The following is a 22,680-nucleotide window of genomic DNA, read 5'->3' on the forward strand; positions in this document are numbered from 1 at the left end:
GGAGAGGCGAGCGCAAGCAAACTGCTTCTGAAGCGTCGAAAGCGCTGGATTAGGTGATGTCAAAACCGGGGGTGACCGGCGCATCGGTACTTTCGGCCTCGCGGTTGGAGCCGCTTGCGCAGCCTTCGCGCGGTGGCACCAGCCGGACGATGCGAGAGTATCCTGTCCGGATCTGTGAGGGGCTCGGGGCGAATCTCCCGGGGCCCACTCGGCAAACTCGGATCTCGGACCGTAATCGAACTAAGTCCGCTCCATCTTCGATAGTGTTGCAAAAGTCCCAAAAGGACGCGCGGCTAATTTTTCGCGAAAGAACGAAATAAGGGACAATCGCCGGTCAATGTAGCCTCAGGCAAGCCCGTTGTCGGAATCGCCTAGTGAGTTTAGCGCCCGACAGCGTAGTTCCCCACGTTATTATTCGATCGTCGCGCCTATGGCTCTAGAGTTTGAGTTGCATGCCGCAAAGGACTTTTGCAACACTATCTCTTCAACAGCAGACATCGTCAGACCGCCCGGGCAGATCAGCTAGGTGCCACAGGCGGGAGTCAAGCTGCGCAGATCACCCTAGGTGTTAGGGCCGTTAGAATCGCCTTCATCAGTCCGTCATCATCATAAGGCTTCCGAAGTATTTGCGCTTCTCGAAACTCCTCTAAAATCTCGCGATCTCCATAACCGGTGACGAGGATCACGGGCAAGTTGGGATGGGTCGCGCAGATCGCTTTCGCGAGCTCGACTCCCGTCATTTCCGGCATGGCGAAATCCGCAAGAACAAGCTCTATCTTCAGACCGTTTGCAATCAGCTCAAGGGCTTCTTGTCCGCTGGCAGCGGGCACCGCCGCATATCCGACGGCCTCAAGTACTCTAACGGTTGACCTGAGAACTGCCTGATCATCATCAACAACTAGAATGCACGGCTTTAGCTCCACCGTTGAAATTTGCCCGGCACCAGATTCTCTTTCGCGCACTCGTCGGACCACTTCGCCACAAGGTAAGAACACCGTCACCGAGGTGCCTTCGCCGACGTGCGTCTTAAGCGCGATGCCGCCACCCGACTGCTTGGCGAAACCAAAAACTTGGGCGAGTCCGAGACCCGATCCTTTTCCTGGTCCTTTCGTAGTGAAGAAAGGCTCGAAGACGTGGGGGAGCACATCGTCGGGGATACCCATGCCTGTATCTCGGACGGTCAGTCCCACATACTTTCCCGGAGCCGGCGCTTCCGGGCCGGAGAGCTCTTGATCGGTGATGGCATTGAAAGTCTCGAGGGTCAGAGTCCCCCCTGACCGCATGGCGTCTCTCGCGTTAATAACCAGATTGAGGATCACCGACTGAATTTGGGTTAGATCTACCAAGGCTGGGCAAAGGTCCGCGGCGAGGTTCGTGCGGAGTTGGATCGCTCCACGAAGCGAGGCATTGAGTAGGCCACCCATCTTCACGATGGTGCTGTTGAGATCGACCACTTTAGGCTCAAGCCGCTGTTGGCGCGAGAACGCGAGCAGTTGCGAGGTGAGATTCGCGCCTCGTTGCGCCGCTCCGAGAACCAGCTCGATGCCTTCCCGATCACCGGGATCCTCCAGATTGCGCGACAACATACGGGCGTTAGTGAGCACGACGCTCAAAAGATTGTTGAAGTCGTGCGCGACGCCTGACGTAATCTGCCCTATCGCGTCGAGGCGTTGCAGTTGCTGGGACTCGGCCTCGGCGATTTCCCGTTGCTCTATTTGAGCACGTAGCTGCCGGTTGGCCTCCCCCAGCTCGCGCGTTCGAATTTCAACGTGATGCTCAAGAGCTTGTTCAACACGCTTGCGATCAGTGACGTCCAGCGCGACGCCTCTTAACAACGTCGGCCGGCTATTCTCGAAACTGGTCTGCCCAAGTGTCGCGATCCAACGCTCTATACCGTCGCCTTTTCCGACGACTCTGTATTCAATGTCGTAAATCCCGTTGCCATGCGGATCTATACTCCGTTGAAGAGCGGCCTCGACGCGCGCGATATCATCCGGGTGGATACAAGACTTCCATAGGTTGAAATTGATTGGTGCCTCGGCCGGTAGCCCCCACATCGCTCTTAGCCTGTCGTCCCAGCGTAATTCGTTGCTCTGTGGATTCCAGACGTAGAGCCCCAACTTCGCCAGGTCCACAGCGAACCTGAGATGTGCTTCACTCGCACGCAGGCGTTGTGCCGCTCGTTTCTCCTCATCAATATCCTGAAGGATCGCGACGGCCCCGATGATTTCGCCTGTCTCGTTACGAAACGGCGCGGCGCTACAACGGATCCAGGTCTCGCTTCCGTCGTCGGCCGTGTGGATGAAATCGAGGCCGGGAGCAACGACTTCTCCGCGCAAGGCTCTGGCGCCTGGATACTCCGACGGCGAAAGAGGCCTTCCGTCGTCAGTGAAGCCCTTCCAGCGCCGGAGCGACTGGGCACTCCGCGTTGGAATTAGGTCATCCCAGAGCCGCCCGAGCGGTCCTGCGCGCAACAAAAAATGTCCGTCGCAGTCGAACAGGCTGACACCGCCGGGGACCTGTCTCAAGATTGCCGATAACCGCGCTTCGCTTTCGCGTAACTCCAGTGCTCCCCGTTCGCGTTCCTCGGCTTCTCGATGGCGGGAAATGATGATTGAAGCGGTGTCTGTGAGGGTCGCCGCCCGTTGCAGGTCCGCTGGGGTCGGGATGCGCGGCTCCTTGAAATACATCGCGAAAGTACCGACGCGCTTTCCCACCGAAGTCCCGACAGGAAATGACCAACAGCCGCGGAAACCGTACTGGTGAGCCAACCATAACCAGGGCTTCCACCTCGGCTCCAGGAGCACGTCTGGAGTGATGACCGGTTCTCCGGTCGCCACAGCCAAGCCGCACGCCAACGAATCTAGGCCAATTTTGAAGCCCTCGACGTGGCGGGCATAGCTCTCGGACATCCCAACGACGTGGTGCAACTCGGTCCCTTCCCGGTTGGCACTATAGAAGGCACATCTGGCATTCCCGTCCGTCTGTTCGATCGCCGTGCAGATAAGGATACCGAGTGCTTCGGCGAGCGGTGCGCCGTTCACGGCAGCCTGAAACGCTTCCTTCTGTCCGGCGAGCCACGCTTCACTTCGGCGCAGTGCCGCTTCCCCACGTTTGCGCTCGGTGACATCAACCGCCGCGCCGATCCACTCCATGATGTTTTCGTCGCTATCAATCAGGGGAGCCGCGCGCGAATGCATCCAGCCTAGCGAGCCATCGGCACGAATGACACGGTGCTCCAATTCGAAGACGCTCTTAGCTTGAATGGCACGATCGATGGCCTGCCTAACACATGCTTGGTCGTCTGGATGGATGAACTTCTCTAGCCAGCTCAGGCTCGGACTGCTGCTATCAGCAATGAAATCCCGGCCGACGAGGTTACGCATCTCGCCCCAATCGGCACTCATGCGATACACCGCGTCTGAACCGGCGGCCACCAGGGCCCAATAGGGCCACTCGTTTTCGCGCAGTGCCCGCTCGGCGTCGCGGCCTGTCGCAGTGGGATCAATACCGACCATTGGCGTACTCAACTGTTAGGGCCAAGGTACTTCCAAGAAGATAGGCCCAACCGCCCCAGAGGTCTACATCAACAAGTCCGCCAAGGGGTCATTCGCGTCCGTTTGACCGGATCACGGCGACTTTGCGGCCCCGGCCGATCTGGATGAGACCGGCATTTTTCAGCGAGCGCCCGACCAGATTGATCGTCGTGCGCTGACCCGATCATGCCCTCGCGGCCGATGACGGAGGTCTCGGCGGTCACGCCTTGGCCGGTGCTGGCGAGAACGGAAATGATGCAGGAGCGCGGGAAATAGGCGAAGTCGACCTCCGACGCGGAGCCGTGGAGCAGTTCGCCATGTTCGACCGAGATCGTCCGCATGTGCGGTTTCAGCAGCGCCAGCGCCGAAGCATCCAGCAAACTGAGAAGGTGATTTTCAGCGGCCACGAGGAGCCGCTGATTGACCAGAAGCCATCGACAGGGACGTCCTTCGCCATCGGACGATAGACCGTCTTGGAGTCGTTACGGTGGAAAGACGTTGAGATATTTTGCTTCCTTGTCGGGATTGCCTCGCCGCCGGTTGACCGTCGTCATGGTGGAACCAAACGCGGCAACCTAGGTTACCCAATCCAGACGGGTGGGGGGAACCAACAGGAGGTTCTCCCATGAGGATTAATTGGCTTTACACGACAGCGATGGCATTGGCGATCGGCGCCGGTGCCGCCATTGCGCAATCGCCGGAAGGTTCTCAGAAACGCGAGGAGAGCCCCCGCTCCCAGTCACCGGCGTCTCAGTCCAGGGAAATGGACCGTCCAGCCGCCCAGTCGAAGGAGCCGGATCGCGGCGGCGCGGCTGATCGCATTAAGGAGCGCGCGCAATCCGATTCGAAGGGCGGCGCCAAGGACATGCAGCACGGTGAGGCGCCGTCGCCAGCCGAGCGCAGCAAGCAGGCGCAGGAACCGCAAAGCCGCGAGTCAAAAGAGCCGACCCGGCAGAGCCAGGATCAACCCAGCCGTGGCGAGCGCGCGCCCTCAAGCACGGCGCAGAAGGATCTGCAGCAGGGCCGCGATGCCAAGCCGGCTACCGACCAGAAGCAACAGGCAGAGGAAAAGCTGCGGGGCCGCGAAGGTCAGCAGAAGCAGGACCGCGCGCAGGACGCCACCAGGCCGGCCGATACCAAGCAGCAGCAGACCCAGCAGCAGATCGATCGCGATCGCAAGGAGCAGCGCGATCAGGCCGCCCAGCCCTCCACCTCCTCGCCACAGCAGAGCGCGCGACCGGCCGACAACACACAGACCCAGAAGACCGGCCAGGCGCCGGATCAATCGAACCGCCAGACTTCCTCGACCGCGGTCAACGACGATCAGCGCAGGCAAGTCGTCGATCAGCTGCGGCGCGACCGGACGGTCACCAGCCAGAATCTCAATGTCCAGCTCGATGTCGGCAGGCGGTTGCCGCGGGGTGTGCAGGCGCGCCGTTTGCCGCCCGATATCGTGCGGATCATGCCGCAATACCGGGACTATGAGTACACGGTGATCGACAACCGCGTTGCCATTATCGATCCGCGGCGGCGCGAGGTCGTCGATATTCTCGACGACGGACCGGGTCACAGCCAGGCGGCATACGGCCGCGACCGTGTCCACATCAGCGATGACACGCGCACGCGGTTCAGGGAATTGGTGCGGAGCTCTTCGACGACGGTCGGGTCGACCTCGCCTTCGGGCGGCAGAGGCGGAACCTCGGCGTCAAACTGTCTGTCGCTGCAGCCAGTGCCGGAAGAGCTGGCGCGCAACCATCCGGAGCTCGCCAACTACCGTTATCTCGCCATCGGCGACGAGGTGGTTCTAGTTGACCCGCAGCAGCAGAAGATCGTCCAGGTGATCGACTGAGGCTGGCTGTTCTCCCTCTCCCCGGTTTCACGGGGAGAGGGGCAGTGTAAGGAGGCTGTACGTCTCCGCGGCAGCCTGGTTTGCAAACACCTTGATGTGGTCAACGTCGCCGGTCGGCTTGCAGGTGTTGGCATGAACAAAAACGGTCATGGCTGATCCCAGTTGAGTTTGCGCCGGCCCGGTGCGGTCCTTTCGCGTCGGTTGAACTCGTGGACGTGGTTGCGGTTCAACGCCCCGCAGGCCGCCGATGCGCGCCAGTATCGCCGGGCCTCCGCTCTCGGCCACCGGGATCAGCGCCTCGGGCAGCTTGGCGGTGTACTTGGCAGCATCTGTGAGGGTGATGAACGCCGACCAAAGACGAGGAGGCTTGAAGCGAACGTAGATCGGCCGGGTGGTGCTGATTGCAATGATCACCGCCAGCTCAGTCCCGACAGAAGTCACGGGCAACAAAAGCGCGGAAATCGCAACAAGGATGGTGAGTGCAACTCGCGTGGCGTCCGTGTTCGCGAATTCATAGGGAAAGCATCTTTCCTTAAAAGGCGTTGCTCGACAAGAATCCCGATCGGCCTAGCATCTCACGTGAAAGCTTTCATCCGGCACCATCACCTTGAGAAGCCCGTCCTTCCTTGAACCCAGGGTGCCTTGGCTCGTCTCGCTCGCAGATCGCTGCATCAGAGTTGGGTTCGATTGAGCGCTGCGGGAATCGCGGCGAAAATATTCAGTCAGCGACGAGCACGAGTTTGCCCACCGAATGCCCCTGCTCCACCTCCGCCAGCGCTTTAGCAGCCGAAGTGAGCTGGTGTTCAACAGGCCCTCGAAAAGTCGGTCGCGCCGTTTGTGCGATCAGTTGGCGCAACTAACCGCGTGAATGATGGGCTGAAGCCCGCGTGCGGTCAGTTCCAGAGTCGCCAATGTGACGGGCAGCTTGAAACGCCGTGGCCCGGCGTTTCCGGGATTCAGGTAGAGGACCCTGTCAATAGTTTTCGATCCGAGTGGCCTGAAATGACCACGTCAAATCCGTGCTTTGCCGGGTCGAATTGCAGTTCCTGAAGATCGTGCAAGACGTAGAAGCTTCGCCCGCCCAGCCGTACGATCTGAGTATCCGGATAATTTTTTGCCCACTCGCCGGTATCGATGTTTCCTCTGATTGCGGTGACGGGCGCAATCCGACGCAGTCCCTCGAGAACGTCCACGCGACCAACATCACCGGCGTGGATGATATACTACTCCGGCCAGCCATCGACCAGCCTCGGGCCGCAGCAGGCCATGGATGTCCGAGATGATGCCAATCCTCAGCACTGCGCATTATTCCTCAAGGACCGAACGGGGCGTTAGCATCCCAAGAGACTGGACGGGCGCCTTATGCGACACATTGCTCGTGCGTTCTTAGTCCCTAAGTGCAAAAGTTCACCGACGGTTCAGCTAGCTTGTGAACATAAGAGGGCAGCCATGCCGAGCGGTCCCCAGAGGGAGGGATGCTGTTCCGGCGGGCTAGGAACCCGGGCACCCTCCCCGGGTTCCGCCTCTGGCTCATTAGAACGATAGCTGAACGACTGGCGTCGACTTCCAGAGCTTTCTGCCATTGCTCGGCGTAGCTGTGCTGGCCACCCCGCACCTACACTCGCTTCTATCCTGGTGGGATACTTCAGCTTAATCGCCCGCGCACATGGCTGGCCGGCTGTGGGGCGTCGTCGATCAGCACGACGTCATTCCCCTTTAATGCAGCTTGCGCTTGGGCTGTGGCGCCTCGAACTGGGCTACCTCGGCGGTCTGGGGCGCCTTACCATTGAAGGTCAGGACATTGCCCTCGGCCGAGATCACGACGCGATCGCCGTCCTTGATTTCGCCGGCGAGGATCATCTCGGCCATCGGATCCTGCAGATGGCGCTGAATCACCCGCTTCAGGGGCCTCGCGCCATAGGCGGGATCCCAACCCTTGGCAGCCAGCCAGTCGCGCGCCGAAGCATCGAGGGTCAGCGTGATCTTGCGATCCTCCAGCAGCCTCTGGAGACGAGTGAACTGGATCTCGACGATCCGCCCCATCTCGCTCTTCTGCAGGCGGTGGAACAGGATGATCTCGTCGACACGGTTGAGGAATTCGGGCCGGAAATGCGCCCGCACCATCCCCATCACCTGCTCGCGCACTTCGGACGTATCCTCGCCTTCCGGCTGGTTCACCAAAAATTCCGAACCGAGGTTCGAGGTCATGATGATCAGCGTGTTGCGGAAGTCGACGGTGCGACCCTGGCCATCGGTCAGGCGGCCATCGTCAAGCACCTGCAGCAGCACGTTGAAGACATCAGGGTGCGCCTTTTCGATCTCGTCGAACAGCACGACCTGATAGGGCCGCCGCCGCACCGCTTCGGTGAGCGCCCCGCCCTCGTCATAGCCGACATAGCCCGGCGGCGCGCCGATCAGTCGCGACACCGAATGCTTCTCCATGTATTCCGACATGTCGAGGCGAACCATCGCGGTCTCGTCGTTGAACAGGTATTCCGCCAGCGCCTTCGTCAGCTCGGTCTTGCCGACGCCGGTGGGACCCAAAAACATGAACGAGCCCATCGGGCGATTCGGATCCTGCAGGCCCGCGCGCGAACGGCGCACCGCGGTTGCCACCGCGCGCACCGCTTCGGCCTGGCCGACCACGCGCCGGCCGAGTTGGTCCTCCATCTTCAGGAGCTTGTCCTTTTCGCCTTCCAGCATCTTGTCGACGGGAACACCGGTCCAGCGCGACACCACCTGCGCGATGTGGTTGGCGGTCACCGCGTCCTCCATCATCTCGCCGGCGCCTTCCTTGGCTTCGATTTCCGCGAGATTCTTTTCCAGCTCCGGAATTTTGCCATAGGCGAGTTCGCCCGCGCGCTGGAATTCGCCGCGGCGCTGCGCGTTGGCGAGTTCGATACGCAAGGCGTCGAGTTCGCTCTTCAGCTTCTGCGCATCGGAGAGCTTGTTCTTCTCCGCGCTCCAGCGCGCCGTCAGCGCCGCCGATTTCTCCTCGAGATCGGCGAGCTCCTTTTCCAACGCCTGCAGGCGGCTCTTGGAACCGGCGTCGGTTTCCTTCTTCAGCGCCTCCTGCTCGATCTTCAGCCGGATGATTTCCCGGTCGATCGAATCGAGTTCTTCGGGCTTGGAATCGACCTGCATCTTCAGCCGCGCCGCGGCCTCGTCGACCAGGTCGATCGCCTTGTCGGGCAGGAAACGGTCGGTGATGTAGCGGTTCGACAGGGTGGTCGCGGCAACGAGCGCGGAATCGGTGATGCGAACGCCGTGATGCTGCTCGTACTTGTCCTTCAGGCCGCGCAGGATCGAGATGGTGTCCTCGACCGTCGGCTCCGAGACGAAGATCGGCTGGAAGCGCCGCGCCAGCGCCGCGTCCTTTTCGACATGCTTTCGGTATTCGTCGAGCGTGGTGGCGCCGATGCAGTGCAGCTCGCCCCGCGCCAATGCGGGCTTCAACAGGTTGGACGCATCCATCGCGCCATCAGCCTTGCCGGCGCCGACCAGCGTATGCATCTCGTCGATGAACAGGATGATCGAGCCTTCGGCCGCGATGACTTCCTGCAGCACGGCCTTCAGCCGCTCCTCGAACTCGCCACGGTATTTGGCGCCCGCAATCAGGGCGCCCATGTCGAGCGAGAGCAGCTGCTTGTCCTTCAGGCTTTCCGGCACGTCGCCATTGAGGATGCGCAGCGCCAGGCCCTCGACGATGGCGGTCTTGCCGACGCCGGGCTCGCCGATCAGCACGGGATTGTTCTTGGTGCGACGGGAGAGCACCTGGATGGTGCGGCGGATTTCCTCGTCGCGGCCGATCACGGGGTCGAGCTTGCCGTCGCGCGCGGCCTGCGTGAGGTCGCGGGCGTATTTCTTCAGCGCGTCATAGGCGTTTTCAGCCGTTGCGCTGTCGGCGCTGCGGCCCTTGCGCAGCGCTTCGATCGCCGCGTGCCTGGACTAGGCGAGCCCGGGCGATGACATCAGAGTCAGGGCCATTCATCGCTTGGGCGGCGGTCAGCAACGCTTCGGCTTTGTCAATAAATCCACGCACGGCGGCGCTGCGAGAAGCTCTTAGCAACACGCGACGCCTTAGATCACTTTGGATATTGATAGACTGGTCGTCCAGGGCGAAATCTGCGAGGCTCTGAAACTCGTCGATTTTGACCGCTTCGGGAAAGAAGGACCGCCTTATTGCTCGGTGGTATCGAGCGGCCAAGTCCCGCTCGAGCGCCCTCACGACGGACGGCTCATAAATGGCTGTTTTGGCAACCTCGATCGCCCCATCGGAGGCTGAAGCAACCGCAGGCAAGTCGCGTATTTTCTCAGCCAAAAGTTTGACCGTCAGCACGGGTAGAGTATCGGCGAGCTCTCGCGCGATGTCAGCGAAGGCGATGTTCGGGTAATACTTCCTTACTAGGTCTGGATAGGAGGTGAGCCTCCTGGTTAGCTCACTCCAACCCACGACAGATACAGGAAACAAGCCCTGCAAGCTGTGCGCAGCTGTCACGTCTCGAACGTGGCTCTGCACCTTTTCGTCGTTGGGGGCCGTGGTTGCAACGATGTATTCCGTTAGGCCAGGGTGCCATGTCTTGGCCTTTTCGACCTCCTGATCAACGTCAGTGATCGTGAGCTCTTTTAGAGGCCAAGTATCCTTCTTCTTGCACTGCACGCCCGCATAGTGCTGACCATCAGGCCGGCCATAAACGTCAACCCCACCCTGCGGTTGGCCCTGGCGTCCGTGCTTCTGCGTGTTGGGATCGTTCCAGATGCGCGAATACAGATCCGCGCACATGCTCTCAAACTCTTCCCAGCTTTCCGGTGGGGGCAGTTGCGCAGTTACGGGTATCGGCATCGTCTGTACCTTAGCATTCAGCTCACACTCTCGAACAGTTATTCAACTGTCGCCGAATCAGGCGGTGTGCTGCTTGCCGTTCCCGGCACGAAATCGATCGTAAGCCGTGCGAATCACTGGGAAAGACTGCTAGTGAAGCCTACTTCCAAATCATTGCAAAGATTCGGATGCCGGCATGTGGATAGACTCCGACCATGCCGAATACCGCGCGATCTCAGCTATGCAAGATCGAACGCATTGAACGTGCGTTAGGCGCTCGCCGAGGACCTCAGGCAGCGCCATGGCGTTGAGCCCTCGGTCGCCGTCTTCGACGCCTGCATTCTATGTCCCCTTCACCTCAGAAATATCATTGTCCAAGCCGCCGTTGATCGCCTTGTTGAGCGCACTGGACAGACGCTATCCACGACGAATGGATCCGAAACTTGACGGCCGATGCGCCGGCCATTCCGAGAGCGCGCTTGCAGGCGCAACGGCCGCACCAGTTTCGCACCAGAAACAACCTGTTCGAAACACAACGAACGCAATCGAAATCAAACAAACCGCTGCAAAATCAACGAGGCTAACCGATTTTCTTTCGCTCATAACGGTGCGGTTGCAGGCTCGAGTCCAGACGAACCATTTTCCGATATCAGCAGCTGATCACCTTCATAGTGGTGAGAGGCTTCGACCCAAGCCCCAGAAATTCGTCGCAGCTATCGCCTTGAGTAGGGCGAAGAAATTGGGAAGCGGGCGCCTCTCCTTTCATTCGCTTTGGTATCCAATTGTACGACGCATTTCTGACAACCATTTCGCTTCGGCACGGCCAATTGCATCATGTGGGGAATGATCACCTCTTTCGATGCGCTCTTTGTTGGCCTCAGTACCGAGCTACGCCAAGGAGGCGCGTGAGATTGTCGCGCGTGCCGGAATCGCAGGTCGATCACAAGGGCGACGAGACCAGCCGCACCGTTGTGGCCGCAAACGATAAGGCGCTTATCTGATGAACGAATTCGGGCAGAAGGGAAAGGTACCGCTCTCGGAACGGCTATCGGTGTCGCCCGAGGAGGCAAGCGCGCTCACGGGGATCGGGCTGACCTCCATTCGCGAAGCGATCAGCGGCGGTGATCTCAAGGCCAAGAAGCACGGGAGGCGTACGATCATCCTGCCGGACGATTTGAGAGTATGGCTCAAAATGCTGCCGGACGCCGGCAAGCCGATTGAAGAAGGCCCCGCTTAGGCGGGGCTTTTACTTTTGGGCGTTGCTACGGAGCCGACTGACGGTTGGGACAAGCGGTAAATAATTGGCAATCAAAAAACAATACGCCTGAAAAAGTGCAATAATTGTTGTATCTTATCTGATCCCATCACGGATCATGTATCCGGCGCCACGGATCGTGTGCAGCAAGGGCCGCTCAAAACCCTTGTCGATCTTGGAGCGCAGCCGCGAAATATGCACGTCGATGACGTTGGTCTGCGGATCGAAATGATAATCCCAGACGTTTTCCAGAAGCATGGTGCGGGTCACCACCTGGCCGGCATGCTTCATCAAATATTCGAGCAGGCGAAACTCGCGCGGCTGCAGCGTCAACTCGTCCTTGCCGCGGGCAACCCTGTGAGAGAGACGATCGAGCTCGAGATCGCCGACGCGGTAGGTGGTCTCTTCGGCCGGGCCGACATTGCGACGCGACAGCACCTCGACACGCGCCTGCAGTTCGGCAAATGAATAGGGTTTCGGCAGGTAATCATCGCCGCCGGCGCGCAGCCCCTTGATGCGGTCGTCGACCTGGCCGAGCGCGGAGAGGATCAGGACCGGCGTGCGGTTGCCCTTCTCGCGCAAGCTCCCGATCACGGACAGGCCGTCGCGCTTGGGCAGCATGCGGTCCACCACGAGCACGTCGTAGTCGCCGCCATCGGCCATCGACAGCCCCTCCTCGCCATCGCTGGCGAGATCGGCGACATGGCCGACTTCACGGAACGCCTTGACCAGATAGTCGGCGGACTCGCGGTCGTCTTCGATGATCAACAGGCGCATTTGCGGGGCAGTTGCGGTCACGGGAATGGGCTTTCTCTCACCATGGCGCGGTCGCCCTGCACATGCAAGGCGACCGGCGGCTCTCTCGATGAAGTGAAAAAAGCGGGCGGTGAAGCTGGGGGACCTCACCGCCCTTTGGGCCTTCCGACGGAGGGGGGCGTATTCCGCTGGAAGGTTGCCAGAGGGAGCGAGTTTTGGACCCGCTCCCCGGAAGGAGACGTCGGCGGGGGCGACGAATGCCGGCGAAACCCTCCATCTGATATCTAGTCCTCGTTTAGCCCTTCGCCAGCGGCACCGCGACGAAGCGCGACGAACCGCCGCTCTTCACGCGCATGAGAACGCTGTTCTTGTTGTCGGTGCGGGCGGCGTCGATCGCCTCACGCACCTCGCCAGCGCTGGCGACGCTCTTGCCGGCGACCTCGAGAATGACGTCGCCTTCCTTGAACCCGCGTTCGGCCGCAGCGCTCTTCGGGTCGACCTCAGTGACCACGACGCCTTCCTTGCCGGCGCCGGCCACGCTGTTGGCGGGGGCAACCGTCAGGCCAAGTTTCGGCACGCCGGTTCCCTTGCTCAGGCCACCCTTGTCTTCCTTATCGGTGTCGGCCTTGGCCTCGATCGTGTTCGGCAACTGGCCGAGCGTGAGGTTGATGACCTTTTCCTGGCCCTTCTGCAGCACGTTGAGCTTGACCGCATTGCCCGGCGCGAGACCGCCGATGGTGCGGGCGAGTTCCTTGGCATCCTTGACCGGCTCGCCATTGACGCCGGTGATGACATCACCCGACTGGATGCCGGCCTTGGCCGCCGGACCATTCGCCTGCGGTTCCGCCACCAGTGCGCCTTCCGCCTTCTTCATGCCGAGGCTGTCGGCAATATCGGACGTCACCGGCTGGATCTGGACACCGATCCAGCCGCGGCTGACCGAGCCCTTGTCCTTGAGCTGGGCGATCACGCTCTTGACCGTCGAAGCGGGGATCGAGAACGCGATGCCGACGCTACCGCCGGACGGCGAATAGATCGCGGTGTTGACGCCCATCACTTCGCCTGACGTGTCGAACGCCGGACCGCCGGAATTGCCCTTGTTCACGGGCGCGTCGATCTGGATGAAATCGTCATACGGGCCGTTGCCGATGTCGCGGCCGGAGGCCGAGACGATGCCGGCGGTCACGGTTCCGCCGAGGCCGAACGGGTTACCGACCGCGAGCACCCAGTCGCCGATCCGCGGCTTGCTATCGGACAGCTTGGCGAACGGGAAATCCTTGCGGCCCTCGACCTTGATCAGCGCCAGGTCGGTGCGAGGATCGGTGCCGATCACCTTCGCGGTGAAGGTCTTGCCATCGTCCATCGTGATCTCGACCTTGTCGGCGCCGTCGACCACGTGGTTGTTGGTCACGGCAAAGCCGTCAGGCGAGATGAAGAAGCCGGAACCCTGGCCGGTGACCGGGCCACGGCCGCCACGCGGTCCACCGCGCAGGCCGGGCGGCAAGCCATCCGGACCGCCGAAGCGGCGGAAGAAGCGCTCCATCGGCGAACCCGGCTGGAACGGCGAGTCCTCGTCCTTGTTGGCGTTGTCGTCACCCTTGGCCGTCTTCTCCGCGATGTTGATCTTGACCGAAATAACCGACGGCTTCACGCGCTCGACGATGTCAGCAAAGCCGATCGGCCGCTCGACCTTGCGGACTTCGGTGTTGACCTGCGCGTGCGCCGCGCTGGTGAAGACATCAAGCGGGCCCTGCTGCGGCGAGAAGCCATAGACGGCGGCGCCGAGGCCGGCGACGACGGAAGCCATCAGCGCGAACTTGCGCGCGGAGAACAGCGAACGGCGCGCTGCACCGTAGGACGGTAGCTGGGAAAGATCGACGGGACGTTCGGTCATGTTTCTAAAATCTCCAGAGAACCTGATTTCGACGGTGCGGGGGCTGGGGCACCTGACAGGATTGAAGATGGGGTTTGCCGCCTTACCGCGCGCTGGCTGCCGAATTAAACTTTTGTAATGGAGGCGGTTATGGATGCGGCAGAATATCGCAGGTAAATCAGCCGGTTAGTTCTACGGTTTTTCCGTGAAATTCTGCCTGAGCCAATCGCGGAAGGCAATCAGGCCGGGATCGGTTTCGCGGAACGGACGGTACACAAGATACCACGCCCTACCCTTCGGGACCGACAGCGAAAACGGCGCGACCAGACGGCTCATGGCGATGTCGTCTTCGACATAGGGGCGCAGGCCAATCGCCACACCAACGCCGTCGAGCGCAGCCTGCAACGCCATTCCGTAATTGGCAAAGCTCGGCCCCAACGCGGCACGGCGGCGTTTCACGCCTGCGGCGGAGAGCCATAACGGCCAATCCTCCGGCGAGTGAACCACCTGCAGCAAGCTCTCCTGCAACAGGTCCGATGGCTTGCCGAGCCGCCGGGCAATCGAAGCGGCGCATACTGGAAACAGGTCGGCGGAAAATAACGGCTCCGCCGCCAGTTCCGGCCAATCGCCGCCGCCGAGAAGAATGCCGCAGGTCCAGTCATCCCGGAACGGATTGATCGCGCCGCCAGTCGCAAGCCGCACCTCGATGTCGGGATGGGCGCGATAAAAGCTCGCAAGGCGCGGAATCATCCAGCGCGTCGCAAAAGACGGCCCGACGCCGATCGTCAGAACAGGCGTCGTGCGCATCGCCGAGACCTGCGCGACGCTCGAGGCAATCGAGTCAAATGCCGCCGTGAGATTTGGCTGCAGCGCCCTCGCCTGCGCGGTCAACACCAGGCCATTGGGCAGACGCTCGAACAGCGGAAATCCGAGGCGCGCTTCCAAGAGCCGCACCAGACGGCTGATCGCCGCCTGCGTGACGTTCAGCTCCTGCCCCGCAGCCACGAAGCTGCCATGGCGCGCCGCGGCCTCGAAGGCTCGCAAACCGTTCAGCGAAGGAAGGCGCCGCATGGGATAGCCTCGTTAGACTAACTTTTCCTTGGCCTATGGCTGAACTAAACGCGTTTGCGGCAACGCCGTCAAGCGCGCATGGAACGGCATCGGATCTCACCGGGACGACGCCCATGCTCAGCCTCCCCATCGCCGCCGGCTTCGCTGCCGCCATCGTGTCGACCTCGTTCGTCTCAGGCATTTTCGGGATGGCCGGGGGCATGATACTGCTAGGAATCCTGTTGGCATTCATGCCACTGGCGCCAGCCATGGTGCTGCACGGCCTCGTGCAAATGGCCTCCAGCGGCTGGCGGGCCTGGCAATGGCGAGCGCATACTGACTGGCGGATCGTCGCTCATTATGCCGCCAGCGCGGCCATCGTAACCGTGGCGATCAGCGCGGCCGCGATCACGGCCAGCAAGTCCATAGCCCTAATTATCATTGGCCTGACGCCCTTCATCGGGCTGGCGCTTCCGCCTCACTTCGCGCCCGACTTGCGACGGCGGGGACACGATTATGGCTGCGGGGCGCTTTGCACTGTCCTGCAGCTCCTGGCCGGCGTGTCCGGGCCGATCCTCGACGTCTTTTTTGTCCGCTCGCAACTCGACCGCAAGCAGCAGGTCGCGACCAAGGCCGCGGTGCAATTCCTCAGCCACTCCCTCAAGGTCGCTTATTTCGGCCACCTGCTGCTCGGCGGCGGCGAGCGGATATCGCTGATGGCCGTCGCGATCGCGGTCCCGCTGGCGATCGCCGGAACGCACCTCTCGCGGCTGGTCCTCGACTTGATCAGCGAGAAGCAATTCCGAACCTGGTCGCGCTACGTGATCGGCGCGGTCTCTACCATCTACCTGATCGAGGGACTGGTGCTGCTATGAGGCCCGCCTCATCGCTGCCCCGAATTGCGCCGTCCCGCCGTGCCCGCACCGTGCTCGAGAATGTCCGCCATCAGTTCGATCTGGGTCGCATCGTCCCATTTCACCTGCGGGGCGAGCACATGGCGCGTCAGGAAGTAGCCGATGTGGAGGCAGTGCACGGCTCGGGCAAGGACCTCGACGTCGACCTCCTTGCGAATGTCGCCCTCGGCTTTGAGTTCGTTGAGGCTTTCGATCATCGGGCGCCAGATATATTGGCGCCAGACCTGCTCCATGGCGTCGCGCAGCTCCTCGTTCTGCACCAGCTCGAGCAGAACGGTGCGGGCCAGCAGCGGATTTCTGGTGACGGTCGCGAGCCGGTCAGTCGCAAGCGCGACGTACCAGTTCCGAAAGCCCGAACCATTGCCCTTCTCCTTCAGAAGGCCCTTGAAGGATTCCCAGTTCCGCATCAGCCCGATCCGCAGCAGCAGCGGAAAGAACACCCGCTTCACCAGGTCTTTCTTCGACGGGAAGTAACGGAACAGCGTCTTCTCGGTGACGTTGGCGAGCCTGGCGATCTGCGCCGTCGTCGCGCCGTCGATTCCATGCTTGCCGAACAACTCGACAGCGGCGTCGATGATCGCCCTCTCCTTTTCGGTTTTCGGTGCGATGAATTTTTCGGCTTCCTGCTCGATGTCGCGCAGCGACGTGCGTGTCTTCTTGGCCATGGCGTTGAGAACCCTCGCTTTTCCGCTTGTATAGTGCGCACTATCTTTTTGTATAGTGAGCACTTTACTTTTGAGGTATAGTGTGTACTATACTTTTCACAGCCGTTACGCAAGTGCGCTCAGGCGCAGCCGCGGCAAGACATTCCAGAGAAGTTTCTGTTTCGCTGCAGGGAGGGGTTCCATGTCGCTTCGACGACATCTGTTTTTGCTTGCTTGCATGTTGCCGGTCGCCGGATGCAACGACGTTGCACCGAAGGCCCCGGAGGTGAAATCCGTCCGCACGCTCGTCGTCGACCCCAAGCCGATCGACGACGATCGCCGTGCCATCGGTGAGGTGAAGCCGCGCCATGAAAGCGAGCTCGCCTTTCGCGTTGCCGGCAAGATGGTCACGCGCGCTGTCGATGTCGGCGCCGTCGTCAAAAAGGGCGATGTCCTCGCGCGTCTGGATGAACAGGATTACCGCAACAAGCTGAAATCGGCAGAATCCGATCTCGTCGCCGCCGACGCCGTTTTCGTCGAAGCGCAGGGCACCGAAGACAGACATCGGCAACTGCTCTCGAGCGGCGCGACCACCCGCGCGATCTACGACTCCGCGCTCAAGAACTTCCGCTCCGCGGACGCAAAGCGCGATCAGGCGCGGACCGTCGTCGACATGGCGAGGGACCAGGTCAACTATTCCGAGTTGCATGCCGAGTTCGATGGCGTCGTTACGGCAGTCGGCGCCGAGGTCGGCCAGGTCGTCAACAGCGGACACATGATTGTGCGGGTCGCCCGGTCCGCCGAAAAGGACGCGGTCTTCTCGATGGCCGAAGCAGCCTTTGAATACAACACGACGGGTCATGAGCCCCGGGAAGTCGCGGTACTGCTGCTGAGCAATCCCGGCGTATCGGCCAACGGCGTCGTGCGCGAGGTTTCTCCGATCGCTGACCCGACCACGCGAACCTACCAGGTCAAGGTCACCTTGAGTAATCCGCCGGAACAGATGCGTTTCGGCAGCAGCATCGCCGGTCATCTCAAGGCATCGAGCTTGCCGGTCGTCGTGCTGCCCGGAAGCGCGTTGTTCGACAAGGAAGGGGCGCCGGCGGTGTGGATCGTCGACCCCACCGACCAATCGGTGCGGCTCAAGACCATCGCCGTCACCCGCTACGAAACCGACCGGGTCATCGTCAGCGGTGGCCTGGCAAAGGGCGACGTTGTCGTGACGGCCGGTGTCAACAGGCTCCGCGAGAGCCAGAAGGTTCGTCTAGCCGAGGGAGGCGTGCGATGACCGGCTTCAATCTTTCCGACTGGGCACTCCGCCACAGAAGTTTTGTTGTCTATCTGATGTTCGCGGCGGCGATCGCCGGATTCTGGTCCTATGGCAAACTCGGCCGCGAGGAGGATCCGCCATTCACCATCAAGACGATGGTCGTCAAGACGATGTGGCCGGGCGCAACGGCCAGCGATACGCTGCAACAGGTCACCGACCGGATCGAGAAGAAGCTCGAGGAGCTTCCCAACCTCGACTATGTCAAGAGCTACACCAAGCCCGGTGAATCCGTGGTGTTCGTGACCCTGAAAGACACTGTGAGCGGCCAGGCGACACAGCCGCTCTGGTATCAGGTCAGAAAGAAGATCGACGATATCCGCTACACCCTGCCCTCAGGCGTCTCCGGTCCGTTCTTCAACGACGAGTTCGGTGACACATATTCGCTGATATTCGCCCTGACCTCCGATGGATTCAGCCATCGCGAACTGCATGACGTCGGAAATCGCTTGCGCGCAGAACTCTTGCGTGTACGCGACGTCGCCAAGGTCGAACTGGTCGGCGTACAGGACGAGAAAATCTATCTGGAATTCTCGACCCAGCAAATCGCAGCCCTCGGCCTCGATTCGAATGCCCTGGTTCAGGCGCTGCAGACCCAGAATGCGCTGGTGCCAAGCGGTACAGTCGACGCCGGCCCCGAGCGGATCGCCATCAGGGTTTCCGGTGAATTCACCTCGGAGGAAAGCCTCAAGGCGGTCAACTTCCGCTTCCAGGACCGGTTCTTCCGCCTGGGCGACATCGCCACGGTGCGCCGCGCCTATGTCGAGCCGTCGCAGCCGGTGTTCCGCTTCAACGGCCAGCCGGCGATCGGCCTTGCGGTCTCGATGGCAACCGGCGGTGACGTGCTGGCGCTTGGCCACAACGCCAAGGAGCGCGCGGCGGAACTGGCGCGCGACCTCCCGGTCGGGATCGACATGCATCTGGTCGCGGATCAGCCGCAGGTCGTTCATGAGGCCGTCGGCGAGTTTACCGAAAGCCTCGCTGAAGCGATCGCGATCGTGCTGGCGGTCAGCTTCCTCGCGCTCGGCTGGCGTCCGGGAATCGTCGTGGCGGTCGCGATTCCCCTGGTGCTTGCCATTACGTTCCTGGCGATGAAGCTCGCCGGCATCTCGCTTCAGCGTATTTCCCTTGGCGCCCTCATCATCGCACTCGGGCTGCTGGTCGATGACGCGATGATCGCGGTCGAAATGATGATCACCAAGATGGAAGAAGGCTACGACAAGATCAAGGCCGCCACCTTTGCCTATACATCGACGGCGTTTCCAATGCTGACGGGCACGCTGGTCACGATTGCCGGATTCGTGCCGGTCGGCTTCGCCCAGAGCGGCGCCGGCGAATACTGCTTCTCGTTGTTCGCCGTTGTCGGCATCGCCCTCGTTGTTTCCTGGATTGTCGCGGTTCTCTTCACGCCGCTCACTGGCGTCATGATCCTGCCGGCCACGTTGAAAAGCCATGGCAATCACGGCTCGTCCTGGTTCTCGAACTGGTTCCGCCAGACGCTCGACCTGGCCCTGCGGCGCAAATGGTTCGTGTTGGGGTCAGCGGCGGTCCTGTTCGCCTGCTCGGTTGGCGCGATGCGTTTCGTCCCGCAGCAATTCTTTCCGAAGTCGGACCGGCCGGAATTGCTGATCGACCTGACGCTTCCGCACAGCGCCTCGCTTCAGGCGACACAGCAGGTGGTCGCGCGGGTCGAGAACCTGCTGAAGGCCGATCCCGATGTCGAGCGCTGGAGTTTCTATGTTGGCCAGGGAGCGATCCGGTTCTATCTGCCGCTCGATCAGCAACTGGCCAATGATTTCTTCGCGCAGGCCGTGGTTGTCACCAAGGGTCCCAAGGTCCGCGGCCATGTCCTGGCACGGATCGAAAAGGCCGTCGCGACCGACTTCGACGCGCTTATGGCGCGGGTAACCCCGCTTGAACTGGGGCCGCCCGTGGGCTGGCCGCTCAAGTTCCGGGTCAGCGGACCGGATCCGGACAAGGCCAGAGAACTGGCGCTGTCCTTTGCCCAGGTACTCGGACAAAATCCCAACACCCGCAACATCAACTACGACTGGAACGAGAACGCCAAGGTGATCAAGGTCGATGTCGACCAGGATCGCGCGCGGGCACTCGGCATCAGCTCGCAGCAACTGGCAAACAACATCAATGCCGTTCTTTCGGGCACCAGGATCACGCAACTGCGCGACAGCGTGTACCTGATCGATATCGTCGCCAGGGCGGTGCCTGAGGAGCGGGCCAAGGTCGATACTTTGCGCAACCTCATGATCGCCGCTTCCGGTGGTCGTCATGTTCCGCTGGAGCAGATCGCAAGCCTTTCGTACTCGCTCGAACCGCCCTTGATTTGGCGACGCCAGCGGCTGCCGACCGTCACCGTGCAATCCGACGTCGTTCCTGGGGTCGAAGCCACCACGGTCGCCGCACAGCTTGCTCCCGCGGTCGAGGAGTTCCGCACTCGCCTCCCCGCCGGCTATCGGGTCGTGCTCGGTGGCGTCATCGAGGACAGCGCAAAGGCCAAGCAAAGTATCCTGGTGGTGTTTCCGCTCATGTTGTTCCTGATGGCGACCATCCTGATGGTCCAGCTCATGAGCATTCAGCGGCTGATACTGGTTCTCCTGACGGCGCCGCTCGCGCTGATCGGGGTGGCCGGAGCCCTGCTGATCTCACGCGCCCCCATGGGATTCGTTGCGATCCTCGGCATCATCTCGCTGATAGGCATGGTGATCCGCAATTCGGTGATCCTGATCTCGCAGATCGACCAGCACATCGCCGACGGCGAACATCCGTGGTCAGCGGTCATCAGTGCTACCGAGCACCGATTGCGGCCCATTCTGCTCACCGCCGCCGCTGCCATCCTTGGCATGATCCCGATTGCGCCAACGGTGTTCTGGGGTCCGATGGCCTATGCGGTGATGGGCGGCCTTGTCGTAGCCACGCTGCTGACGTTGGTGTTCCTGCCCGCACTCTATGTCGCCTGGTTCAAGATCAAGCCAGAGGTCACGGAGCAATCCGCCGAACAGCCCGACAAACTCCCGCTCGCTGCGTGACGACAGGCATTCATACCCGGCGCCTTCCAACCGAAGCGCCGCCTCTATCGAGAAACGGAGATCATGAATGACGACATCACGGCAAATACTCCTTCGCACCAACGCCATCTTCCTGCTCGCCGCATCGGCGGGCGGATTCTGCAGCGACGTGCTCGGCGTCTTTTTCGGGCTCGGGCCAGTGGCCGCGATCGTCGCGGCGGCCCCCCACTCCGGTCTCGGCTTCATCGAAGCGCACGGATTGGCCTTCGTGATCGGCATCCAGATGTGGCGGGCCGAACCGTCGCGCGCCTGGCACCTCACGGCCGCAGCGATCCATGTTCTGCTCGGCACCGCCAATCTGGTGTTCTGGCAACTCTTCATCGCCGCGGACATGCTTGTCGTCGGCTATGTGACGACGGCGTTACACGGCTTCTTCGTCGTGCTCCAACTCGTTGCTGCCGGCACCATAACGACTCCCATAACCGGCCATGCCCGAGCCTGAACGAGACTTCGCGGCCGTTGAGCGCCCTCACTTCTTCATCTTCAGCCGGCCCATGAAATCGCGCTTGCCGAGCGGCACGCCGTTGGTGCGCAAAATGTCGTAGGCGGTGGTGGCATGGAAATAGAAATTGGGCAGCGAGAACGACATCAAAAAACCCTCTGCCGTGAAGGGCAGCTTGTGATCGCCGAGGAGAAAGACGACGTCCCGGCCACCTAGCGCATTAACGGCATCCGGCGTCCAGCCCTCCAGGGCTTCGCGGGTTTGTGCGACCAGCGCCTGCAATCCGGCGTAATCGTACGGCGTCTTGAACGAAGGCGGACGAAATTCTCCGCTCTGCACGGCCTCGATGGCGCCGCGGGAATGCTGGGCGACGGAGATGATCTGGAAACGCAGCGGCAGCATGTCCGGCGCGAGTCGCGCCTCGACCATGGTTTCCGGATCGATGTTCTGTTCGCGAAAATAGGTCAGACCGCGCTCGAGGAAGCCACTGACCCCGCCGAGGATTTGAAGGTAATTCGCCACGCTGGCGTCGTAGAGTGAAAAGGCCATGTGCGGTTTCCTCCTGGGCTATGTTTTGTTTTTGAACAGGGGAGTCATAGCGGAAACCCGCCCGCTTGCAATGGCGCGGGCTTAAGCCGGCTTATCCGGCGCATCGGCTGCGAGCAGCCGCTCCAGCCTCGCCTCTTCCTCTTCCGTCAAGCGCAGGAGCGAGGAATCGGCGGTGCTGCCGGCATTCGCGCGGCGGCGGCTGTAGAACCAGAGCGCCAGCCCGCCTCCGATCAACGCGAGCGGCGGCAGCAGCCACAGCAGCAGCGTATGCGGCGTGAAGCGCGGCTTCAGCAGCACGAACTCGCCGTAGCGCGCCACCAGGAAATCCATCACCTGGCTGTCGCTGTCGCCGGTCGCGATCCGCTCGCGCACCAGGAGCCGCAGGTCGCGCGCCAGCGGCGCGTCGGAATCGTCGATCGACTGGTTCTGGCACACCATGCAGCGCAGCTCGCGCGACAGGTCACGCGCCCGCGCCTCCTTCACGGGATCCGACATGATCTCGTCGGGCTGCACCGCGTGGGCGGACGGGCACCCGACCATCATGGCGACGACAAATACGCTGGCGAGAAGCTTCCTCAAC

At 61.5% G+C, this 22,680-nt stretch carries 16 protein-coding genes and 2 pseudogenes; 6 read left to right on the plus strand and 12 right to left on the minus strand.

The annotated features are described in order from the left end of the window. Window positions 1-542 precede the first annotated feature (542 nt). Both ACVWVY_RS34940 and ACVWVY_RS34945 read right to left on the minus strand, forming a co-directional pair. Window positions 543-3,518: a PAS domain-containing protein gene (locus ACVWVY_RS34940; protein WP_456630647.1), complete on the minus strand. Its 2,976-nt coding sequence runs from the start codon at window positions 3,516-3,518 to the stop codon at window positions 543-545. A 68-nt stretch (window positions 3,519-3,586) separates the two neighbouring features. After that, on the minus strand, window positions 3,587-3,943 hold the full coding sequence (locus tag ACVWVY_RS34945; RefSeq protein ID WP_456630648.1) for a hypothetical protein: 357 nt from the start codon (window positions 3,941-3,943) through the stop codon (window positions 3,587-3,589). Window positions 3,944-4,161: 218 nt separating this feature from the next. On the opposite strand from ACVWVY_RS34945, the gene ACVWVY_RS34950 reads away from it, so the two are divergent. Continuing rightward, window positions 4,162-5,385, plus strand: coding sequence for a DUF1236 domain-containing protein (locus ACVWVY_RS34950; RefSeq protein ID WP_456630649.1), 1,224 nt, complete (start codon window positions 4,162-4,164; stop codon window positions 5,383-5,385). Between the two features lie 27 nt (window positions 5,386-5,412). On the opposite strand, the gene ACVWVY_RS34955 is transcribed toward ACVWVY_RS34950, so the two are convergent. The 4 genes and pseudogenes from ACVWVY_RS34955 to ACVWVY_RS34970 form a co-directional block, all read right to left on the minus strand. Next, entirely contained in the window at window positions 5,413-5,799 is a 387-nt protein-coding gene (locus ACVWVY_RS34955) for a hypothetical protein (RefSeq protein WP_456630650.1), read from the minus strand. Between the two features lie 429 nt (window positions 5,800-6,228). Beyond that, window positions 6,229-6,684 (minus strand): annotated as a pseudogene (locus ACVWVY_RS34960) (metallophosphoesterase family protein). Between the two features lie 417 nt (window positions 6,685-7,101). Then, a pseudogene (clpB, locus tag ACVWVY_RS34965) lies at window positions 7,102-9,327 on the minus strand (ATP-dependent chaperone ClpB); the annotation flags it as partial. Continuing rightward, window positions 9,272-10,228: a hypothetical protein gene (locus tag ACVWVY_RS34970; RefSeq protein ID WP_456630651.1), complete on the minus strand. Its 957-nt coding sequence runs from the start codon at window positions 10,226-10,228 to the stop codon at window positions 9,272-9,274. The pseudogene clpB and the gene ACVWVY_RS34970, both read right to left, overlap by 56 nt. Window positions 10,229-11,207: 979 nt before the next feature. Here ACVWVY_RS34970 and ACVWVY_RS34975 point away from each other — a divergent pair. Further along, entirely contained in the window at window positions 11,208-11,444 is a 237-nt protein-coding gene (locus ACVWVY_RS34975) for a helix-turn-helix domain-containing protein (RefSeq protein WP_456630652.1), read from the plus strand. Between the two features lie 114 nt (window positions 11,445-11,558). Here ACVWVY_RS34975 and ACVWVY_RS34980 read toward each other — a convergent pair whose 3' ends face one another. The 3 genes from ACVWVY_RS34980 to ACVWVY_RS34990 all read right to left on the minus strand — a co-directional run bounded on the left by ACVWVY_RS34980 (window position 11,559) and on the right by ACVWVY_RS34990 (window position 15,162). After that, window positions 11,559-12,239: a winged helix-turn-helix domain-containing protein gene (locus ACVWVY_RS34980; protein WP_456632389.1), complete on the minus strand. Its 681-nt coding sequence runs from the start codon at window positions 12,237-12,239 to the stop codon at window positions 11,559-11,561. A gap of 274 nt (window positions 12,240-12,513) precedes the next feature. Then, complete coding sequence (locus ACVWVY_RS34985; protein ID WP_456630653.1) at window positions 12,514-14,112, minus strand: Do family serine endopeptidase; 1,599 nt, start codon at window positions 14,110-14,112, stop codon at window positions 12,514-12,516. Between the two features lie 171 nt (window positions 14,113-14,283). After that, complete coding sequence (locus ACVWVY_RS34990) at window positions 14,284-15,162, minus strand: LysR substrate-binding domain-containing protein (protein WP_456630654.1); 879 nt, start codon at window positions 15,160-15,162, stop codon at window positions 14,284-14,286. 113 nt (window positions 15,163-15,275) lie between these two features. Here ACVWVY_RS34990 and ACVWVY_RS34995 point away from each other — a divergent pair, with 113 nt between their 5' ends. Then, entirely contained in the window at window positions 15,276-16,016 is a 741-nt protein-coding gene (locus ACVWVY_RS34995) for a TSUP family transporter (protein ID WP_456630655.1), read from the plus strand. Between the two features lie 8 nt (window positions 16,017-16,024). Here the strand turns inward: ACVWVY_RS34995 and ACVWVY_RS35000 are convergent, their stop codons facing one another. After that, on the minus strand, window positions 16,025-16,720 hold the full coding sequence (locus ACVWVY_RS35000; protein WP_456630656.1) for a TetR/AcrR family transcriptional regulator: 696 nt from the start codon (window positions 16,718-16,720) through the stop codon (window positions 16,025-16,027). Window positions 16,721-16,901: 181 nt separating this feature from the next. Here ACVWVY_RS35000 and ACVWVY_RS35005 point away from each other — a divergent pair, with 181 nt between their 5' ends. From ACVWVY_RS35005 to ACVWVY_RS35015, 3 genes are all read left to right on the plus strand, one after another. Further along, on the plus strand, window positions 16,902-17,987 hold the full coding sequence (locus ACVWVY_RS35005; protein ID WP_456630657.1) for an efflux RND transporter periplasmic adaptor subunit: 1,086 nt from the start codon (window positions 16,902-16,904) through the stop codon (window positions 17,985-17,987). Next, window positions 17,984-21,070, plus strand: a complete 3,087-nt coding sequence (locus ACVWVY_RS35010) for an efflux RND transporter permease subunit (protein WP_456630658.1) — start codon at window positions 17,984-17,986, stop codon at window positions 21,068-21,070. Before ACVWVY_RS35005 ends, ACVWVY_RS35010 begins: the two co-directional genes overlap by 4 nt. A 67-nt stretch (window positions 21,071-21,137) precedes the next feature. Next, window positions 21,138-21,551, plus strand: coding sequence for a hypothetical protein (locus ACVWVY_RS35015; RefSeq protein WP_456630659.1), 414 nt, complete (start codon window positions 21,138-21,140; stop codon window positions 21,549-21,551). 27 nt (window positions 21,552-21,578) lie between these two features. Here the strand turns inward: ACVWVY_RS35015 and ACVWVY_RS35020 are convergent, their stop codons facing one another. Then, entirely contained in the window at window positions 21,579-22,100 is a 522-nt protein-coding gene (locus ACVWVY_RS35020) for a DUF1993 domain-containing protein (RefSeq protein ID WP_456630660.1), read from the minus strand. A gap of 81 nt (window positions 22,101-22,181) precedes the next feature. Further along, window positions 22,182-22,679 carry a cytochrome c-type biogenesis protein gene (locus ACVWVY_RS35025; RefSeq protein ID WP_456630661.1) on the minus strand — a complete coding sequence of 166 codons (498 nt, stop codon included), beginning with the start codon at window positions 22,677-22,679 and terminating at the stop codon, window positions 22,182-22,184. Between the last annotated feature and the right edge of the window lies 1 nt (window position 22,680).

The sequence above is a fragment of the Bradyrhizobium sp. URHC0002 genome, assembly GCF_054059515.1.

What these genes read in the sequence shown, in the direction of transcription:
- ACVWVY_RS34970 (WP_456630651.1), bottom strand. Translation starts at nt 10,228, where the DNA reads ATGCCGATACCCGTAACTGCGCAACTGCCCCCACCGGAAAGCTGGGAA.
- ACVWVY_RS35010 (WP_456630658.1), top strand. Translation starts at nt 17,984, where the DNA reads ATGACCGGCTTCAATCTTTCCGACTGGGCACTCCGCCACAGAAGTTTT.
- ACVWVY_RS34995 (WP_456630655.1), top strand. Translation starts at nt 15,276, where the DNA reads ATGCTCAGCCTCCCCATCGCCGCCGGCTTCGCTGCCGCCATCGTGTCG.
- ACVWVY_RS34985 (WP_456630653.1), bottom strand. Translation starts at nt 14,112, where the DNA reads ATGACCGAACGTCCCGTCGATCTTTCCCAGCTACCGTCCTACGGTGCA.
- ACVWVY_RS35015 (WP_456630659.1), top strand. Translation starts at nt 21,138, where the DNA reads ATGACGACATCACGGCAAATACTCCTTCGCACCAACGCCATCTTCCTG.
- ACVWVY_RS34990 (WP_456630654.1), bottom strand. Translation starts at nt 15,162, where the DNA reads ATGCGGCGCCTTCCTTCGCTGAACGGTTTGCGAGCCTTCGAGGCCGCG.
- ACVWVY_RS34940 (WP_456630647.1), bottom strand. Translation starts at nt 3,518, where the DNA reads ATGGTCGGTATTGATCCCACTGCGACAGGCCGCGACGCCGAGCGGGCA.
- ACVWVY_RS35020 (WP_456630660.1), bottom strand. Translation starts at nt 22,100, where the DNA reads ATGGCCTTTTCACTCTACGACGCCAGCGTGGCGAATTACCTTCAAATC.
- ACVWVY_RS34975 (WP_456630652.1), top strand. Translation starts at nt 11,208, where the DNA reads ATGAACGAATTCGGGCAGAAGGGAAAGGTACCGCTCTCGGAACGGCTA.
- ACVWVY_RS35000 (WP_456630656.1), bottom strand. Translation starts at nt 16,720, where the DNA reads ATGGCCAAGAAGACACGCACGTCGCTGCGCGACATCGAGCAGGAAGCC.
- ACVWVY_RS35005 (WP_456630657.1), top strand. Translation starts at nt 16,902, where the DNA reads ATGTCGCTTCGACGACATCTGTTTTTGCTTGCTTGCATGTTGCCGGTC.
- ACVWVY_RS34980 (WP_456632389.1), bottom strand. Translation starts at nt 12,239, where the DNA reads ATGCGCCTGTTGATCATCGAAGACGACCGCGAGTCCGCCGACTATCTG.
- ACVWVY_RS34950 (WP_456630649.1), top strand. Translation starts at nt 4,162, where the DNA reads ATGAGGATTAATTGGCTTTACACGACAGCGATGGCATTGGCGATCGGC.